13 protein-coding genes and 2 pseudogenes are annotated in these 16,913 nt (G+C 65.0%); 8 read left to right on the top strand and 7 right to left on the bottom strand.

Features of this window, described 5'->3' with window-relative positions; translation table 11 throughout:
* Positions 1 to 6: 6 nt before the first annotated feature.
* The 3 genes and pseudogenes from ABJ196_RS06010 to ABJ196_RS06000 form a co-directional block, all read right to left on the bottom strand.
* Complete coding sequence (locus ABJ196_RS06010) at positions 7 to 1,431, bottom strand: PH domain-containing protein (RefSeq protein WP_347305640.1); 1,425 nt, start codon at positions 1,429 to 1,431, stop codon at positions 7 to 9.
* Positions 1,428 to 1,877 carry a PH domain-containing protein gene (locus ABJ196_RS06005; protein WP_257053422.1) on the bottom strand — a complete coding sequence of 150 codons (450 nt, stop codon included), beginning with the start codon at positions 1,875 to 1,877 and terminating at the stop codon, positions 1,428 to 1,430. Before ABJ196_RS06005 ends, ABJ196_RS06010 begins: the two co-directional genes overlap by 4 nt.
* 62 nt (positions 1,878 to 1,939) lie before the next feature.
* Positions 1,940 to 3,913 (bottom strand): annotated as a pseudogene (locus ABJ196_RS06000) (BCCT family transporter).
* A 384-nt stretch (positions 3,914 to 4,297) separates the two neighbouring features.
* Between ABJ196_RS06000 and ABJ196_RS05995 the strand changes: the two are divergent.
* Together ABJ196_RS05995 and ABJ196_RS05990 are read left to right on the top strand one after the other, a co-directional pair.
* Positions 4,298 to 4,492 (top strand): hypothetical protein, encoded by a 195-nt coding sequence (locus ABJ196_RS05995; RefSeq protein ID WP_347305639.1) that lies wholly within the window; start codon positions 4,298 to 4,300, stop codon positions 4,490 to 4,492.
* A gap of 31 nt (positions 4,493 to 4,523) precedes the next feature.
* Positions 4,524 to 4,979, top strand: a complete 456-nt coding sequence (locus tag ABJ196_RS05990) for a hypothetical protein (RefSeq protein ID WP_257053262.1) — start codon at positions 4,524 to 4,526, stop codon at positions 4,977 to 4,979.
* Here ABJ196_RS05990 and ABJ196_RS05985 read toward each other — a convergent pair.
* Entirely contained in the window at positions 4,972 to 8,217 is a 3,246-nt protein-coding gene (locus ABJ196_RS05985) for an error-prone DNA polymerase (RefSeq protein WP_347305638.1), read from the bottom strand. The two genes, ABJ196_RS05990 and ABJ196_RS05985, sit on opposite strands and share 8 nt — an antisense overlap.
* Before the next feature lie 131 nt (positions 8,218 to 8,348).
* Between ABJ196_RS05985 and ABJ196_RS05980 the strand changes: the two genes are divergently transcribed.
* The 4 genes from ABJ196_RS05980 to ABJ196_RS05965 all read left to right on the top strand — a co-directional run bounded on the left by ABJ196_RS05980 (position 8,349) and on the right by ABJ196_RS05965 (position 12,085).
* Positions 8,349 to 9,227, top strand: coding sequence for a MetQ/NlpA family ABC transporter substrate-binding protein (locus ABJ196_RS05980; RefSeq protein ID WP_347305637.1), 879 nt, complete (start codon positions 8,349 to 8,351; stop codon positions 9,225 to 9,227).
* Positions 9,228 to 9,344: 117 nt separating this feature from the next.
* Positions 9,345 to 10,226 carry a MetQ/NlpA family ABC transporter substrate-binding protein gene (locus tag ABJ196_RS05975; RefSeq protein ID WP_257071906.1) on the top strand — a complete coding sequence of 294 codons (882 nt, stop codon included), beginning with the start codon at positions 9,345 to 9,347 and terminating at the stop codon, positions 10,224 to 10,226.
* Positions 10,227 to 10,367: 141 nt separating this feature from the next.
* A complete protein-coding gene (locus ABJ196_RS05970; protein WP_347305636.1) occupies positions 10,368 to 11,411 on the top strand; it encodes a methionine ABC transporter ATP-binding protein in 1,044 nt (347 codons plus the stop codon).
* The gene (locus tag ABJ196_RS05965) at positions 11,408 to 12,085 is read left to right on the top strand and encodes a methionine ABC transporter permease (protein WP_066484832.1); all 678 of its coding nucleotides are present in this window, start codon (positions 11,408 to 11,410) and stop codon (positions 12,083 to 12,085) included. Before ABJ196_RS05970 ends, ABJ196_RS05965 begins: the two co-directional genes overlap by 4 nt.
* A gap of 56 nt (positions 12,086 to 12,141) precedes the next feature.
* Here ABJ196_RS05965 and ABJ196_RS05960 read toward each other — a convergent pair whose 3' ends face one another.
* Entirely contained in the window at positions 12,142 to 13,020 is an 879-nt protein-coding gene (locus ABJ196_RS05960) for a sucrase ferredoxin (RefSeq protein WP_347305635.1), read from the bottom strand.
* 96 nt (positions 13,021 to 13,116) lie between these two features.
* Between ABJ196_RS05960 and ABJ196_RS05955 the strand changes: the two genes are divergently transcribed.
* A complete protein-coding gene (locus tag ABJ196_RS05955; RefSeq protein ID WP_347305634.1) occupies positions 13,117 to 13,746 on the top strand; it encodes a hypothetical protein in 630 nt (209 codons plus the stop codon).
* On the opposite strand, the gene ABJ196_RS05950 is transcribed toward ABJ196_RS05955, so the two are convergent.
* A complete protein-coding gene (locus ABJ196_RS05950) occupies positions 13,743 to 15,314 on the bottom strand; it encodes a DNA polymerase Y family protein (RefSeq protein WP_347305687.1) in 1,572 nt (523 codons plus the stop codon). The genes ABJ196_RS05955 and ABJ196_RS05950 overlap by 4 nt on opposite strands.
* 47 nt (positions 15,315 to 15,361) lie before the next feature.
* Positions 15,362 to 15,766, bottom strand: coding sequence for a hypothetical protein (locus ABJ196_RS05945; protein ID WP_347305693.1), 405 nt, complete (start codon positions 15,764 to 15,766; stop codon positions 15,362 to 15,364).
* Between ABJ196_RS05945 and ABJ196_RS05940 the strand changes: the two are divergent.
* Positions 15,705 to 16,895: pseudogene (locus ABJ196_RS05940) on the top strand (aldo/keto reductase). The gene ABJ196_RS05945 and the pseudogene ABJ196_RS05940 sit on opposite strands and share 62 nt — an antisense overlap.
* Positions 16,896 to 16,913 lie beyond the last annotated feature (18 nt).

Raw genomic sequence — 16,913 nt, 5'->3', positions numbered from 1 at the left:
ACCGTCTTAGGCTTCTGGCTCCCCGTCCCCGGCCTCCGGCAAGGCGGCGAGCTCCGGCAGACGCCGGGCGCGCAGGCGCTCCATAAGAAGGGCGGCATCGGCAGGCTCGAGCTCTTCGGCGGCCATCTTGACGGGACCGTTAACGAGCTCGAAACGCACCGTGCCCACCGTGAGCAGCTGCGCGAGCGGCCCCGCCTGGTAGGTGACCTCCTGGATGTGCGGCAACGCGACGGCCATGACGCGTCGCGTGAGCCACCCGCGGTGGACGATGGCCACGCCCTCATGCAGGGTCACCGACTGGCGCGCACGGTCCATGGGCGAGGCCCACCAGGCCCGGCGCGGCGAGGTAAACGTGGGCTGGGTATGGCCTTCTGGCAGGGCTACGGCGTCGATCTCCGCAGGCGAGAGATCCGAGACCACCGCGAACATCGCGAGCGCCTGCTCGCGCGTGCCCACCGGGACGATGCGCGTGGAGCCCGACTGTTTGCCACCTGCCGTGCCATAGCCGGCAACGGAGACGTGCACCTCGTACCAGCCAAAAGGCCGCCACGTCCACGGCTGGGACACGCGCACGCCATGGATGCGAGAAAGTCGAATGGCCTGCCGGCGCCTATCCGCTAGACCATAGTTCACGTTGAGGACGCCACGGTCCGCGTCGAGGCGCGCACTAAAACGCCACGAGGTGTCGACGAGGTTCCACACAGACGGTACGAAACCAATGATGATGGGGATAACCGAGGCATTCGCCACCGGTAACGCGAGCAGGCCGAAAGTCACGGCGACCATCACGAGGGTGCCGGGTCGCAGGGCCTCTGCGAGAAGCGTGCGGCCAATGGGAATGTCCGGCAGGACCGCCGAGTGCTCCGCGTCCTCCGGCTCTGCCACCGCACCGCCGTCCGCCATGGGGCGCGCATGCACGTGGGACAAGACCTCGCGGCGCACCTCCTCCGCCTCGGGCTTGGGCAGGTACCCAATCTGGATGACCGACGCGGTGCCGCCCGCTGTTTCCACGCGCACCTGCGCCAGTCCGAAGATGCGGGCAATGACAGATTCCACGACGTCGACGGCCTGGATGCGGTCATAGCGCGCCGAACGGAAGGATTTAGACAGCACGCCGTGGCGCAGCGATACCTCTTCCTCGTCGATTTTGAAGCCCAGCTTGCGCCACCACAGCTCACTCACGAACCAGATGACGACGCACACCACGACAAAGCCTGCGAGGGTGAGTAGCGAGTCGCGCCCCATGTCCCGCCAGTGGCCTTCGCGCAGGTAGGTCACGAAGTCCGCGACCATCTCTAGGTTGAAGTTGAGGATAAAGATCGCGACGATGGCCAGGATAAGCGACCAGAACCGCAGCAACGGCGTGAGGCGATGGACGCGGCGGAAACCCTCCTCGTCGACCGGCATGCGGCCACGCGCGTGACGGCTCACAGCCCGCTCATCCTCTCGCGTGCTTGGACTGCCAGCCGCTCGCGCAAGGCGTCGGCTTCTTCTGCCGGCAATCCCTTAATTGTCGCATCCGTGCCTGCCGATGCCGTGTGCAGCTTCACCGTCTTCATTCCATAGGCCCGCGCCACGGGCCCCGCGGTCACATCCACGAACTGGATGCGGCCATAAGGCACGACCGTGAACGTATGCCACAGCTTTCCCTTCGTAATGAGCAGCTCATTCTCGGTCTCCAGCCATCCCATGTTGCGCACCTGCGCCGGGATGAGCCACAGCAGCCATACAAAGAGCACTGCAAAGAAAGCCGTGCCGATATGCCACCACTTTCCCCAGAAGTACGCCGCTACCACGCACGCCACCGCACAGAGGACAGTCCACGTGAGGTTGACGATGTAGCGCACCTTCACCAAGGCAGGCGAGACCGCATTCATATTCGGCGGGACAACAGGGTTCATGATGGTCACACTAGCAAAAGGCCAGTGTTGTCTTCGCGCTACTTCTGGTTGCCAGGGTCGTCCTCCGCGACGTTGTCAGTCGCGGCGGTGTCCTCTCCCATCGCACCCACAACGTCCTGGATATCCGCGTGCCCGCGCTCGCGTGCCTCTTCTTCGGAGATGTACTCACCCTCCTCGTAGTCGTACGGGATGGGCGTGCCTTCTTCGTCCGTGCGCACGTACCACTCGGTGGCTTCTTCCGAAGTGGAGTCGAAATCGGCGCCGGCCGCGTACTCCGAGTCGGGCTCGGTGGGCTCGACGGCGAGCGCGAAGTCGTCGCCGTGCTCGCGCACTCCTTGAACCACGGCGTTGGCAAGTGCGTGTTCCTCGTAAGACTGGCGAATGACGGCTGGATCAAAGCGCAGCTCGCGAATGAGGGCGACGACCATGAGCACGATGATGAACGCGAACGGCAACGCCGTGACGGTGATGAAGTTCTGCAGTCCCTGCAGCGCCTGCTGGCCACCGGCGACGAGGATAACGACGGCGATGCCTGCCATACACGCCACCCAGAAGATGGTCACCCATTTCTTGGGATGTGGGTTGCCCCGCTGCGAAAGCTGGGAGTTCACCAGGGACGCGGAGTCCGCCGTCGTAATAAAGAAGACGGCGAGCATGACGACGACCACCGGTGCGATGAACTGCGCGCCCGGCAGGTGGTCGAGCACGATAAAGAAGATCTCCGGTGCAGCCGGCATGGAGTCCGCCGTGCCATCCGGTGCGATGGTGCCCTGCGTGCGCTGCATCCACACGGTCGTACCGCCCAGGATGGTAAACGCCGCAACGATGATAAACGACGGGATAAACAGCACGCCGAAGACGTACTGACGGATGGTGCGCCCGCGCGAAATCTTCGCTACGAACACGCCCACGAAGGGCGACCAGGACACCCACCAGGCCCAGTAGAAGGTGGTCCAGCTCGACAGGAACTCCTGCATGTCCTCGCCCTGGCCCATATTCGCGGTGAGCATTTCCGGAGACTTGGAGATGTACTCGATGATCGTCGCGGGCAGCACGTTGGCGAGGAACGCGGTAGGGCCGACAATAAAGAAGAACAGAGCGAGGACGAGTGCGAGTGCCAGGTTGATATTAGACAACCAGCGCACGCCGCGAGCCACGCCGGACACGGCGGAGATAATCGTGCCAATGGACAAGACAACGATGATGCCGATGGCGAGCGCGTTGCCCGTCGGTGACCACCCAGAGACGACTGTAACGCCCTGGGAGATCTGCATGGCGCCGATACCCAGGGAGGCCGCGGTGCCGAAGAGCGTGGCGATAATAGCCAGACCATCGATGATGCGGCCCTGCCACGAGTCTGTGGATTTCGCACCGAACAGCGGTATGAGGATGGAGCTCATCAGCGGCACACGCCCGCGCCGATAGGACACGTACGCGACGGCGAGGCCGACCACGGCGTAGATAGCCCACGCATTGATGCCCCAGTGCATGGCAGCTTGGGCGAGCGAACCCATGATTGCTTCTTCCGATGCCGCCTCATAAGCGCCCGGCCGCGGCGAGAGGTACTACGTGAGCGGCTCGAACGGACCGAAGAAGATGATGCCGATGCCGATCCCGGCACCGAAGAGCATCGCCGCCCAGCTCACCGTCGAGTATTCGACCTCCTCGCCGTCGACGCCAAGCGGGATGCGCCCGTACTTCGACACCGCGAGGTAGAGCAGGAAGAACAAGATTCCGGCGGCGAGCGTGGTGAAGATCCACCCGAAGTTGTGCATGACCCAGGTCAGAGCCGTAGACGAGATGTCGAAGACCTGTTGCGGCTTGGTCACACCCCAGACGACGAAGGCGATGATGAGGCCACCCACGACAAAGAGGATGGGTTTATCCACGCCGTAGCGCACCTTCTGCGAGTCGATGGACACGCCAGGCACCAGCGCCGGGTGGATATTGTGCGGATAAATGATGTCTTTGAGAATCCGCTTGGCGGCGCGCGTGCGGCTGCGGTCCGCCACGGTGGGCTCCACCGTGGTCGCTGGTTTCAGCCCGTGGGCATCAGCCTGCGGGCTGGCGTGCGCGCTGCGTTCAAAGTTCGACGCGCGGTCATCGGCTTGGTCGCCGGAGGAATTCGAGACCCCCGAGACGCCGTCAGAATTTTTCTTACTGCTGTCTCTATTCATTGCGTGAAAGCTTTTCCATGTTTGGTCTACTAATTCCTTGCCTATCCAGGCTAACGAAAATCTGCAGCGCACACACCCAAGCGCTGCAGTTGCCCTACATACAGACACATTTTCTCTACCCCGAATGCCCGTCCCTGTGGCTCGCGCCCCGAGGCACTCGACGACTACGAGCTCCAGCGCCTCGCCGAGGCCCGCAACGATGGTCTCCAAGCTGCACTCATGACGAGCATCGGACTCCTCATCGTTACCGGCCTCATCGCGGTCAGCGCCCGCCTCACCGACTTCATGGACGGCATCTTCGTCGCGCAAATCTACTTCAAGCTCATCTGCGCTCAGCTCGCCTTTGTCCCCTTCACCGTCGCCCGCTCCCTCGCCGGAAAAATCAACCGCGACGAGCTCATCTCCTCCGAATAACCTCATCCCGCCTAGTTCAAAGGAAACGACCATGTCACGTCAGAACTTCTTTCACCTTGCACTTGTTTCCCTCGTCCCGCTACTTATTGCAGTCGCGCTCTATTCCCCCGAGATGGAGTGGGCCGTATATCTCTGGGCCTTTGGCATAATCCTCATGTCAGTGGCGATTGGAGGTCTCCACAAGACTATTGGCAAAGACAATGTGGATCCCGGTTTCGCTGACGAATACCAGCGTGCACGTATCGATCGCGCACGCACCCATTCGTTGAGCTTCGCTCTCTTCGCTCTGGGCGGACTCATGGTGGCGCTGCTATTCCTCCCGCTCCTCAATCTCACTGGTTCAGACATCCCGTGGCCAGAAGTACTCCGCTCCGCGGGCATGCTCGCTGGCGTGCTTATGTTTGGAGTCTCGCTAACCCAGCTCGGCACCATCTCGCTGGGCATGAGCGCAGACGAGCGCGCCGACTCTACACCCGCCGCTATCTAAAGTCCCGCGACCCCCTTGAGAGCCACTCGGACAGCTCGAGTGGCTCGAGTTTGTCCGCGGCGACGGTCACCGCGCCGGAGGCGTTCTGCACGATGCCGCGCACGACGAGCGCCCGCGCCGTGCGCGCGAGCGTCTTATGCCGCGCCCACAACCCCGGCGTCACCATGACGTTGAGCAACCCCGTCTCGTCTTCTAGTCCAAAGAAGGTCACGCCGGACGCGGTCTGCGGCCGCTGGCGGTGCGTGACAATGCCGGCGATCCGCACGCGCGAGCCATCCTCCACACGCTTGAGGTCGCGCGCCGTGAGCACGCCGCGCAGTTCTAGGTTCGCGCGCACGAAATCCATGGGCTGATGGTCAGCCGTCACCCCGGTCGCCGCAATGTCCGTGGCCATGAGCTCGAACGCGCTCATCCCCGGCAGCGACGGCGCCTCAATCGCGGAGAGCCCCGGCAGCATCCCGGCGCGCTCCGTCGCAGCCACGCCCGCCTGCCACAGCGCTTGGCGCCGGTCCACGCCGAAGCAATCCAGCGCGCCTGCCGTCGCAAGCGCCTCGACCTGCTCGACATTAAGGTCCGCTCGGCGCGCAAGGTCCGAGATATCCACAAACGCCGCGCTTGCCGATGCCGCCTCTACCCGCTCCGCAGCTTTCTCACCCAAGCCTTTGACCAGGTTGAGGCCCACGCGGATGCCGAAGCCGCCGGCAGAGCCTTCGACCGGCACGACGCGGGCTTCCTTGCCTGACGCGTTGACGTCCACCGGCAGGATCGAGATCCCGTGCCGTCGCGCGTCTTGGATCAGCGATTGCGGCGAGTAGAAGCCCATGGGCTGCGCACGCAGCAGGCCAACGCAGAACTGCGCCGGATAGTAACGCTTAAACCACGCCGAGAAATAGACGAGCGAGGCGAAAGACTGCGAGTGCGACTCCGGGAAGCCATAAGCCGCAAACGCCACAATCTTGTTCCACAGCGTGTCCGCGGTCTGCCCCGTGATGCCGTTGGTCTCGCGCAGGCCGGAGTAGAAGCGGTCGCGTAGCGCCGCCATCTTCGCCGGTGAGCGCTTGGAGCCCATCGCGCGGCGCAGGCTGTCGGCCTCCGCACCGGAAAATCCCGCAGCGTCGACAGCAATCTGCATGAGCTGCTCCTGAAAAAGCGGAATGCCCAGCGTCTTGCCCAGCGACTTCTCGAGCACCGGGTGCTCATAGGTCACCGGCTCAATCCCGTCGCGGCGGCGTAGGTACGGGTGCACCGAACCGCCCTGGATGGGTCCCGGGCGAATGAGCGCGACCTCCACCACGAGGTCAAAGAAGCGCCGCGGTTTCAGGCGCGGCAGCGTGGACAGCTGCGCGCGCGACTCGACCTGGAACACGCCCACCGCGTCCGCGCGGCAGAGCATGTCGTAGACTTCCCCGTCCGCGAGGTCCAGCTCCCAGAGGTTGACCACGCGTCCGGTCGTTTCCTCCACCAGATCGAGCATGTGATGCAGAGCTTCCAGCATGCCCAAGCCCAGCAGGTCGAATTTCACGAGCCCCGCCGCCGCGCAGTCGTCCTTGTCCCATTGCAGAACCGAGCGAGCTTCCATGCGCGCCCACTCCATGGGCACGACGTCCGAAATCGGCCGGTCGCACAGCACCATGCCGCCGGAGTGAATGCCCAGGTGCCGCGGCTGCCCCTTAAATTGTTCTGCAAGCTGCCGCACGTTCTCCGGCGGCTCGCCCTTGCCCTTGGCCCATGCGTCCGCAGTACCCTGCGGGTAGCCCAGCGCGCGGGCCGCGTCACGCATGGCGCCCTTGCGCCGGTACGTAATGACGTTGGCGACCTGCGCCGCGCGCTCGCGCCCGTGTGACTCGTAGACATACTGAATGACTTCTTCGCGCCGCCCTGACTCGATGTCGATATCGATATCCGGCGGGCCGTCGCGGTCCGGCGAGAGAAAGCGCTCGAAGAGCAGGCCCGCGGAAATCGGCTCGGCGTTGGTAATGCCCAGCGCGAAGCACACTGCGGAATTCGCCGCCGAGCCGCGCCCCTGGCACAGGATGTTGGTCTTCTTACAGAAGTCCACGAGGTCACAGACGATGAGGAAGTAGCCCGGGAAGCCGAGCTTGCCGATGACCCCCAGCTCATACTCGATCTGCGTCCACGCCCTCTCCTTAATCTCAGCCTCGCGCGAGGCGTAGCGGACTTCGGCACGTTCCCACGTGAGGTGCTTGAGCCAGGACATCTCCGTGTGCCCCTCCGGCACGTCATAGTCCGGTAGGCGCGGGGCGAGCGAGGTCCATGTAAACGAGCACTCCTCCACGACGCGCAGCGTTTCCGCGAGCAGCTCCGGGCGCTCCGGCAGCAGTTTCGCCATCTGCGCTCCGCTGCGCATCCAGCCCGCCCCCATAGGATGAGCGTTAGGCTCGGCCTCGCCCACGGAGTTACGGCGCGCAAGCGCCCGCTTGGCACCGGCCAGCCGCGCGCGATCGCGGGTCGCCGCCGCAGGCCGCGCCGAGGCGATGGCGCGCAGCCCGGGCCGACGGTCGCGCAGTTCGTCGAGCGCCGCGTGGCGGTCCGCGTCCTCCGGCAGCTGCTCGCAGACATACTCCAAAACCAAGCTGTCTATTTTTATTCTTTCGCTAAAGATATCGAAAGAGTCGATCCACTCGTAGCCCAGAAGATAGAGACATTCCTCCCCCAGCTCGTCCAGAATCGCCTCGAGCGGCGGGTAGGCGACCTCGCCTTTTGCGTGCGCATCCATGTGCGCGCGGGCCACCAACCGACTCAGCCGCCGGTAGCCTTCCGACGTGCGCGCGAGCACCGTGAGCCGCCGGCCTTCCGCCGCCACAATCCCCACCGGCCGCGTGCCGCGCGCCGTGTCGCCAGGCACCCGCTCGACCGACAGCTCCACACCGTAGACCGCAGGCAAGCCTGCCTCCGCCGCGGCTTCCACGAACTTCATCAGCCCATAAAAACCGTCCCTATCCAGGATCGCGAGCCCCGAGAGCCCCAGCTCCAGCGCACGAGCAACCATATCCTCCGGCTCCGAAGCACCATCCAGGAAAGAATAGGACGAGGTGGCATGGAGCTCCGCGAACGCGGGACCCTGCGCGCGCCCCCGCGCGGCGGCATCGGAAGCCTCAGCGATGGCCACCTCGACAGACGAGGGGACATCAGCAGGCACGGGCGTAGGCCCAGGGCGACCGGACAGGATGCGCTCCACGCGCGACCACGGCAGTGCCTCGCCTCCATTGAACCTCATGCGCCACATGATATTTCGAAAACTCGTTCCAATCAAAACTTTCCGCTCATTCGCCCCGGGATAGACAAAGCGGTTCGTTCGTTGCTACGTTGAGCAACAGCGAATTACCCCAAGTAAAGAAAGTCTCCATCATGTTCCTCCGTCGCGTTCTCGCCACCACCGCCGCCGTGGCCCTCTCCGCCACCGGCCTCGCCGCGTGCTCCTCCTCCGATTCTTCAGATTCCGCCTCCGGCGATAACCCCACCATCAAAGTCGGCACGACGGACGCCTCCAAGAAGGCCTGGGCCGCCTTCGAAGACGAAGCCGAGAAGGAAGGCTTCAAGGTCGAAATCCAGAACTTCTCGGATTACACCACCCCGAACCAGGCTCTCGACCAGGGCGCCCTGGATACCAACAACTTCCAGCACCTCAAGTTCCTCTCCGAGTACAACAAGGCCAACGGCACCGACCTCGTGCCGATCGTCGCCACCGAGATCGTTCCGCTCGCCCTGTTCTGGAAGGACCACGACTCCCTCGACGGCATCGAGGGCCAGGAAATCGTTATCCCGAACGACTCCACCAACCAGGGCCGCGCCATCAACGTGCTCGTCCAGGCTGACCTGGTCAAGCTGAAGAAGGAAGGCCTCATTACCCCGGCCATCGCCGACATCGACGAGGGCGCCTCCAAGGTGAAGGTCACCGCCGTCGATGCCGCCCAGACCCCGGCCGCCTACGGCGAGGGCACCCCGGCCATCATCAATAACTCGTTCCTCGACCGCGCCGGCATCGACCCGACGACCTCCGTCTTCCAGGATGACCCGAACTCCGAAGAGGCCGAGCCCTACATCAACGCCTTCGTCGTTCGCGCCGAGGACGCCACCAACGAAAACATCACGAAGCTCGCCGAGGTCTGGCACTCCGATGCCGTCCAGGCCGCCGTCTCCGAAGACTCCAAGGGCACCTCGGTCGAGGTCGAGCGCACCCCGGAGGAGCTCAAGGCCATCGTCGACCGCCTCACCGAGCAGCTCTAGTCCCGCCCCCTCTCCCCTTCCCCTTTCACTCCCGCACCCCCGGCTCCCTGCGCACGCACCGGGGGTCGCGCCCCTTTTCACCACCGCCTGCTTGTTAATTAAGGAACATTGTCCCCCATGCGCATTACTCGCATTCTCACTGCTGCGGTAGCAACCGTTGCTGCCGCCGCCTCACTCACCGCCTGCTCCTCTGGCTCGAGCAGCGACAGCGACACGATTACCGTCGGCACGACGGACGCCTCTCTGCCGGAGTGGGGCGTGCTCACAGACCTCGCCGCCAAGGAAGGCATTGACGTCGAGATGGTCAACTTCGCTGAGTACAACACGCCCAACCAGGCGCTCAACGAGGGCCAGACCGTCACCAATAAGTTCCAGCATCTCAAGTTCCTCGCGGACTACAACGTGGGCAACGGCACGGACCTCGTCCCCGTCGCGGCGACGCAGGTCTACCCCATGCCGCTGTTCTGGAAAGACCACGACTCGCTCGACGGTATCGAGGGCCAGGAAATTGCCATCCCCAATGACGCGACGAACCAAGGCCGCGCGCTGAACCTGCTCGCGTCCAAGGGCCTCATCAAGCTCACGGCCGAGAAGACGACGCCGGACCTCGCAGACATCGACGAGGGCGCGTCCAAGGTGAAGGTCGTCGCCGTCGACGCCTCGCAGACCCCGTCCGCCTACGGCGAGGGCCAGCCGGCGATTATCACGAACTCCTTCTTCGAGCGCGCGAATATCGACCCAACCACGTCCATCCTCTCCGACGACCCGGACGCGGACCCGGAGCTCACCTTCGACCCATACATCAACGTGTGGGCTGTGCGCGCCGAGGACAAGGACAATGCGAAGGTCCAGCGCCTAGCCGAGCTCTATCACTCCGAGGAAGTCAAGGCCGCCGTCCAGAAGACCACGGGCGGCACCACCATCTTCGTCGACACTCCGCAGGACAAGCTCCAGGAAATTCTGGACCGTCTCGAAGAGGAAGAGCGCGCCGAGCAGTAATCGGCTGCCTTCGCACCGCGGCCGCAGGCGCCCTTGCAGCAAACGCTGTAGTGACGCTGCAGTCGACATTGTCGGCCGCGTCGGGCACACTCAAAGCCCGATAAGAACACCCATAGTTTGAACCCATAAAGGACCCCACTCGTGACCACACCTTCGTCGCAACGCCACGGCACGCGCGTCGAGTTTCGCAACTTGAGCAAGGTTTTCAAGAACAAGAAGACCGAAACCGCCGCGTTGCAGGACGTCAGCTTTGCCATCGAGCCTGGACAGATCGTTGGCATCATCGGCTACTCCGGTGCCGGCAAATCCACGCTCGTGCGCATGATCAACGCGCTCGATACGCCCACCTCCGGCGACGTGCTGCTTGACGGCCAGTCCATCGTGGGACTGCCGGAGAAGAAGCTGCGCACCATCCGCCGCGACATCGGCATGATCTTTCAGCAGTTCAACCTGCTGACCTCCCGCACCGCGGCAGGCAATATCGAATACCCGCTGCAGCTGGCGGGCATGCCCAAGGCCGAGCGCACCAAGCGCGTCAAGGAACTTCTCGAGTTCGTCGGCCTAGCCGATAAAGGCGGCAACTACCCGGAGCAGCTCTCCGGCGGCCAGAAGCAGCGCGTGGGCATCGCTCGTGCGCTTGCGGTCAACCCCTCCCTGCTGCTCGCAGACGAGGCGACGAGCGCCCTCGACCCCACCACGACGCACGAGGTCCTCGAACTCCTGCGCCGCGTCAACAAGGAACTGGGCATCACCATCGTCGTCATCACTCACGAGATGGAGGTCGTGCGTTCCATCGCTGACCACGTCGTGGTCATGGAAAACGGCCGCGTCGTCGAAAACGGCTCGGTCTACGAGGTTTTCTCGCACCCGCAGACGGACACCGCCGCGAAGTTCGTGGCGACCTCGCTGCGCAATACCCCGGACCTCGTCGAGGCCGATGACCTACTCGCCCACGAGGGACGCCTGTTTACCATCAACCTCACCGAGCACTCCGGATTCTTTACCGCCGCGGCGAAGCTCGCCGAAGCCGGCGTGGCCATCGCCATCGTCCACGGCGGCATCACGACGCTGCAGCGTCATTCCTTTGGCAAGGTGACGGTCCGCCTCACCGGCCCCGACGCCGCCATCGAGGAGTTCTACGCCACGCTTGCCCGCACCACCGACATTGAGGAGATTCAGCGATGACCGTCACCACTCTCGCCGCAGACTGGGATCGCCTAGGCGATACCCTCGTCACCGCCATCGTCGACACGCTCATCATGGTCTCCGTCACGCTTCTCGTGGCGGGCATCCTGGGCCTGGCGTTGGGCGTCCTGCTCTATACCACCCGCCCCGGCGGGATCCTGCAGAACAAGTTCATCTACTTCCTCATCAACGTCGCGGTGAACTTCGTCCGCCCTATCCCGTTCATCATTTTGCTGGCCTTCGTCCAGCCGCTCACCGTTGCCGTCATGGGCGGGTCTATCGGCCGTAACCCCGCAACCTTCGTCATGGTCATCGCTGCGACCTTCGCCGTGGCACGCATCGTCGAGCAAAACCTCATGGCTATTGACCCGGGCGTTATTGAGGCCGCCCGCGCCATGGGGGCGAGCCCCTGGAAGATCATCACTTCCGTCATCGTCCCCGAGGCCCTCGGCCCGCTGGTCCTCGGCTACGCCTTCCTCTTCATCGGCATCATCGACATGTCCGCGATGGCCGGTTACGTGGGCGGCGGCGGCCTGGGTGACTTCGCCATCGTCTACGGTTACCGCTCCTTCGACTGGGAAGTCACCGTCGTCGCGACGCTCATCATCATCGTCATGGTCCAAGCAGCCCAGTTCTTCGGCAACTGGCTTTCCGCCAAGATCATGCGCCGCTAAGTCCCCGCGCAGACACACGGCCCTGCCCTCACACGAGGACGGGGCCGCGCTTCGTTCTAGAGCGTCTCTACGGAATCCGCGACCCACGCCTGCGACGTCTTCGGCTCGTCCCCACACGAGGAGACAATCCCGTGCACCTCGCGCTGGGTAAGCGTCACACGCCACGCACGCCCATCCGGGTGGCGCACGGTGACGGCACCCTCGCCGGGGTCTACCACCTCGAGTTCGCCGTAGTGCAGCCCCGTGAGCATGGCCGCGACAGCCAGCTCCGCCACCTGTCCGCGCGGGGGCAGCAGGCCGGAGCCGCGATTGGCAGGAACAAACATCTCGCCGCGCAGCGCCGCACGCGTCATCTGGCGCGCCGCCTCCTCATTGAGCCGGCCAAAAGAGTACGCCCACGGCATAAGCAGCAGCGTCGGCGCGAAACGGTGACCCTTCATGTGCGAGGCTTCCCAGACCATCTTGCCGGGGAATTCCTCGTTGAGCGCCGCGGCGAGCGGACGGCCCTTGATCGCGCAGCACTGGTCGCGCTTGGCGTGCGTGCATACCAGCACCAAGGGGGTATCGACAGGCTCGCCGCCATTGCGGCCCGGACCGGTGAGATCCAAGTCGAGCATGTCTTCCGGCTTGTCCAGCAAGAGCAGCTCCATCACCTGCTCCTTCGCCCACACGAGGTAGCAACGGTTCAGCTTACCCACGTCACGCCCCTCACGACCTGGCAGGCGAATGAGCTGCAGGCCGGCCTGGCCCTTCATCTTCGCCTTGAGTTGCGCCGTAAGCTCCTCGCCAAACGTGTGGCCGTCCATAATATCGTGCGACCACCGGCCTGGCTGTTCAAAGAGGACATAGACGGACTCTTGCTTCGCGGTGCCGGGCAGTGGCTCCGGATCGCCGTGCAGGTACGCGTCGGAGCACAAGTTGTGCGTGGAAGTCATGTCCCCCAGCATAGCTTTGACAACAATCCGGTTAAGAAATTTTCTTTTTCACGATAGTAATTTTCGCTTTCTCCAGTGAACCTTTACGGTGGAGGAATGCATCCCTCTCAGGCCACTCCGTCCGCCGCACTCGCGTGTGCTCTCGGCGCCGCCTGCGCCCTGGCTCTCACCGCATGCTCTGCTGCTCCCACCAGCACTCAGGCCGCACACGATGCCTCGTCTGCCAGCACCACACTGAAGACGATGGCCGCGTCCGCCCAGTCAGGGAATACCGGCGCCGGACTTACTCCCGTGGGAGACGCCAACACCGCCCTCAAGACGGAGCGCCCTGGCGCGCCTAGTCAGCTGCTCGTCACCAATATCCGCACGGGCAAGCACGAGGGCTTCGAGCGCGTCGTCTTTGACCTCGAAGGCACCGGCACGCCGGGCTGGTTCATCGACTTTACGGACCGCCCCACGCAGCAAGGCTCCGGCAACACCGTCAAGGTCGACGGCGACGCCGCCCTCAACGTCAACATCGACGGCACCGTCCTCCCCTTCGAGGTAGGCCACAACGACCCCGGCCTGAAGGCCACGGACGGCCACGGCGGTTTTGTCACCCAAGTCGTCCCCGTCGGCACTTTTGAGGGCCGCTCCCAATTCTTCATCGGACTCAAGGGCCAGCACGCCTACGCCGTGCAGGTCCTCGAAGAACCCACGCGCCTGGTCATCGACATTCTGTCCTAAAAATAGGCCGCCTCCACACGCCAAGCCCCGCGCGCGAAGTACAGCAGCCACGCCCGCTGTACCTCCTCGCCGTCGGCTTGGCCCACGAGCTGCAGCCGCGCCACGCGGCTTCCCGGCTCCGCCGTCCACCATTGTGCATCCACGGGCCAGGGCCCTGCCCAGCCCGCCACGCGGTAGACGTACGCGCCCCACTTCGCGGCATAGGGCTCGGCGTTGAGCTCCGCCTCCGCCGTAACGATAACCGGCTCGCCTTCCGCGCTCACCAGGTAAAAACGCGAAGCAGGATGGTTCATGCCGCCACCCAGCCGCGCCGGCAGCGGCCCCGGAATCCGGCCCGGCCACGTGCCCCGTGGCGCCGGGTCGCGTGCCTCGCCATAGGGCACGAATTCCACGCGCTCGGCCACACCGCGCCCGCCCGCTGGCCGCGGGACCAGCACTTTATCCACGCCCAGCTGCGACTGTACGCGCGCCACCGCGCGCCGCACCTGTTCATCACTCGTCCGCGAGCCAAAGAGCTCACCCGCCTCCGGCGGCGCTACTTCCACCGGCACGAGCTCCAGCCTTCCGATGCCCCCAGCCTCCGCCGCCCGCGCCGTGCTCAGCCACCCATCAAGCTGCCAGCGCACTCGGTTGGCCGTCGCTTCCTCATCCAAAGCCTCGCGCGTGCGCCACACGCGTTCCAGGCGCTGGCCACTCGTGAGCTCCGCGACGACCTCGAGGCGCACGCAGACGAGTCCCGCCGCGTCGAGCTTGCCATGCAACAAGCTGGCGAGTTGGCGCGCGGCGAACGCGGCGGCATCGACACGCTCGATGGGGTCTTCCGGGGTAAGCCCCACGCGCAGCTCCGTGACCGCCAGCTCCGGCGCGACACGGCGGTCGGGCGTTGCCTGCGCGATAGACTGGGCCCTCGCGCCCGCCTGTCCAAAGCGCGTGACAACCTGCCCGCGCGGCAGCCCGGCGAGCTCGCCCAAGCGCCGCACACCAAGCTTGCCCAGTTGTTCCACGAGCCGCGCATCCACGCCCAGCGCTGCTTCCGCGATGAGCACGCCCACCGGCTCACCCGCGAGAAACTCCTGCGACTCGCCCGCCGCGACAACCGCGCCGCGCCCGGCATGCCGAGCCGCGATGAGCGCCGTGGCAATCTCGTCCGCCGCGCCCACAAGACAATCCACGCCCACGCGTGCGGTGGCGTCGATGAGCATCTCCAACGCGCGGTCTTCCCCACCATGGAACGCACCCGCCGCCGCGAGGTCCACGATCACCAGCCCCGGCCGCAGGATCTCCACCGAGGACGCCACGTCATCGAGCGAGTCCGCAATCGCCCCAAAGACCGCGCCGTCACGCTCCGGGTTCGCGTCGAGGACGACCAGCTCCGGGCACACCGCCTGTGCCTGGCGCACGCGCATGCCGCGCCGCACGCCGGCCCCGCGCGCCGGTCCGTTGCACACCTCGACGTGATGGTTCGCCGCCACCGCCACCGGCCCCGCAACCACGCCCGGCGCCAGCTCCTCGTCCAAGTCCGCGGCCTGCACCGGCCAATCCGGAAACCACAGCGCCGCAACACGCATGCCCGCCGCGCGCGAGCCATGCCGCTTTCTGCGCGCTGCTGGCGCGCTCATACGAGCTCCAAACGGCGCCGCTGCCCGGCGGTTACGGTGCCGCGCTGCTCGCCCCGCTTCGTCCGCGCCGTCACCGCAAGGTCCACACCGCGAATGCGTCCCGCCCCGCGGCCGATGCCCCGGTAGGTCGTCACCTCACCGCGCAACGCCAACCGCGCGCCCGGCAGGTGCGGGCCTACCGTGACGAGCGCCGCATGCCCCGCACGCAGCTTCGCTAAGATGGGGCGCGCCCGCGTAGGACTGAGCTCCGCGGCCGCGCCGTGATGGATGACAAGATCGAGCCCCTCAACGAGCACGCTCGTGGCCTCCCACGGCTGCGCACCCGGGTCCGGCACCGCGATGATCCGCGCCGCTTCCCCCTCGTCGATCACCTGTGCGAGAGAGAGTTCGGGCCACCCCACAACAGCAGCGAACCCACCCGCCCGCGTAACCCGCGCCAGCAGCTCCACGGCAAGCGCCGGACAGTCGTTCAACTCCGTGACCGCACGGCGCTCCAGCCCGCCACCCGGCAACAGGCGCGCCAAATCGCCGCCCACTTCCAGCATGTCAGCGCCCTCAACCGGCGGTTCCGCGTCGGGCGCGGCGCGCAGCACGCGGGCCGCCGCACCGCTCCCCGCCAGCGCCGATCCAGACTCCACGGCCGCAACCTGGGCACGCAAAGCCGCGACGCGGGAGGCTTTGTCCCCGCCGAGCTTTCGAACACCTGATCCAGTCACGCAACACAGTCTATTCACCCACCCGACATGTGCAAACTGCTGTTCGAAAAGCATGCTCAGCGCCATGCGGTTACCGCCACACCGACACCGCACAGGCGTACGGCAACGAGGCAGGCGTAGGCCGCGGCATCGCCCGCGCGAAGAACTTTTTGTCACCACCAAGATCCAGGGCGAGATCAAAGACCACAGCGCCGCCCTCGCGTCGATTACCGAGCCCCTGAATAAGCTGGGTCTCGACTACCTCGACCTCGTCATCATCCACTCCCCGCAGTCATGGGCCGAGTTCCGCGCGGACTCCAACTTTGATAAGGAGAACCTCGAGGTCTGGCGCGCACTCGAGCAAGCCCAGGCGGTGGGCCGCGTTCGCTCCATCGGCGTCTCCAACTTCTTAAAGTCCGACCTGCACAACATCCTCGACCACGGTTCCGCGCCGCCGGCGGTCAACTAGGTGCTCGCGCACGTCACCAATATCCCCACGGATCTCATCGACTTCGCCAAGTCCCACCACATCACGACAGAGGCCTACTCCCCCATCGCCCACGGCGCGGCGCTGAATATCCCGGAGCTCAAGGAGATAGCAGAGCGCTACGGCGTCACTGTGCCGCAGCTGTGCATCCGCTACACCCTACAGCTGGGGCTTATCGCCCTGCCCAAGTCCGCGACCAACGAGCACATCGACTCCAACGCCGACGTCGAGTTCGAGATTTCGGACGCCGACATGGAAACCCTCAACAACCTGCCACCGCTCGAGGACTACGGCGAGGACGGCTTCTTCCCCGTCTTCGACAAGGCCGCCGCTAACCGCAAGGCCTAGTCCACACACGCAAAAGGC

The organism is Corynebacterium sp. SA-MJD20WY100, assembly GCF_039822565.1.
Lineage (GTDB): Bacteria > Actinomycetota > Actinomycetes > Mycobacteriales > Mycobacteriaceae > Corynebacterium > Corynebacterium phoceense_A.
This window is presented reverse-complemented; position numbering and strand designations above follow the sequence as displayed.

Excerpts from the sequence above, each read along its gene's own strand:
- ABJ196_RS06005 (WP_257053422.1), bottom strand. The coding sequence starts at position 1,877 with ATGAATGCGGTCTCGCCTGCCTTGGTGAAGGTGCGCTACATCGTCAAC.
- ABJ196_RS05995 (WP_347305639.1), top strand. The coding sequence starts at position 4,298 with ATGACGAGCATCGGACTCCTCATCGTTACCGGCCTCATCGCGGTCAGC.
- ABJ196_RS05990 (WP_257053262.1), top strand. The coding sequence starts at position 4,524 with ATGTCACGTCAGAACTTCTTTCACCTTGCACTTGTTTCCCTCGTCCCG.
- ABJ196_RS05985 (WP_347305638.1), bottom strand. The coding sequence starts at position 8,217 with ATGAGGTTCAATGGAGGCGAGGCACTGCCGTGGTCGCGCGTGGAGCGC.
- ABJ196_RS05980 (WP_347305637.1), top strand. The coding sequence starts at position 8,349 with ATGTTCCTCCGTCGCGTTCTCGCCACCACCGCCGCCGTGGCCCTCTCC.
- ABJ196_RS05975 (WP_257071906.1), top strand. The coding sequence starts at position 9,345 with ATGCGCATTACTCGCATTCTCACTGCTGCGGTAGCAACCGTTGCTGCC.
- ABJ196_RS05965 (WP_066484832.1), top strand. The coding sequence starts at position 11,408 with ATGACCGTCACCACTCTCGCCGCAGACTGGGATCGCCTAGGCGATACC.
- ABJ196_RS05960 (WP_347305635.1), bottom strand. The coding sequence starts at position 13,020 with ATGACTTCCACGCACAACTTGTGCTCCGACGCGTACCTGCACGGCGAT.
- ABJ196_RS05955 (WP_347305634.1), top strand. The coding sequence starts at position 13,117 with ATGCATCCCTCTCAGGCCACTCCGTCCGCCGCACTCGCGTGTGCTCTC.
- ABJ196_RS05950 (WP_347305687.1), bottom strand. The coding sequence starts at position 15,314 with ATGCGTGTTGCGGCGCTGTGGTTTCCGGATTGGCCGGTGCAGGCCGCG.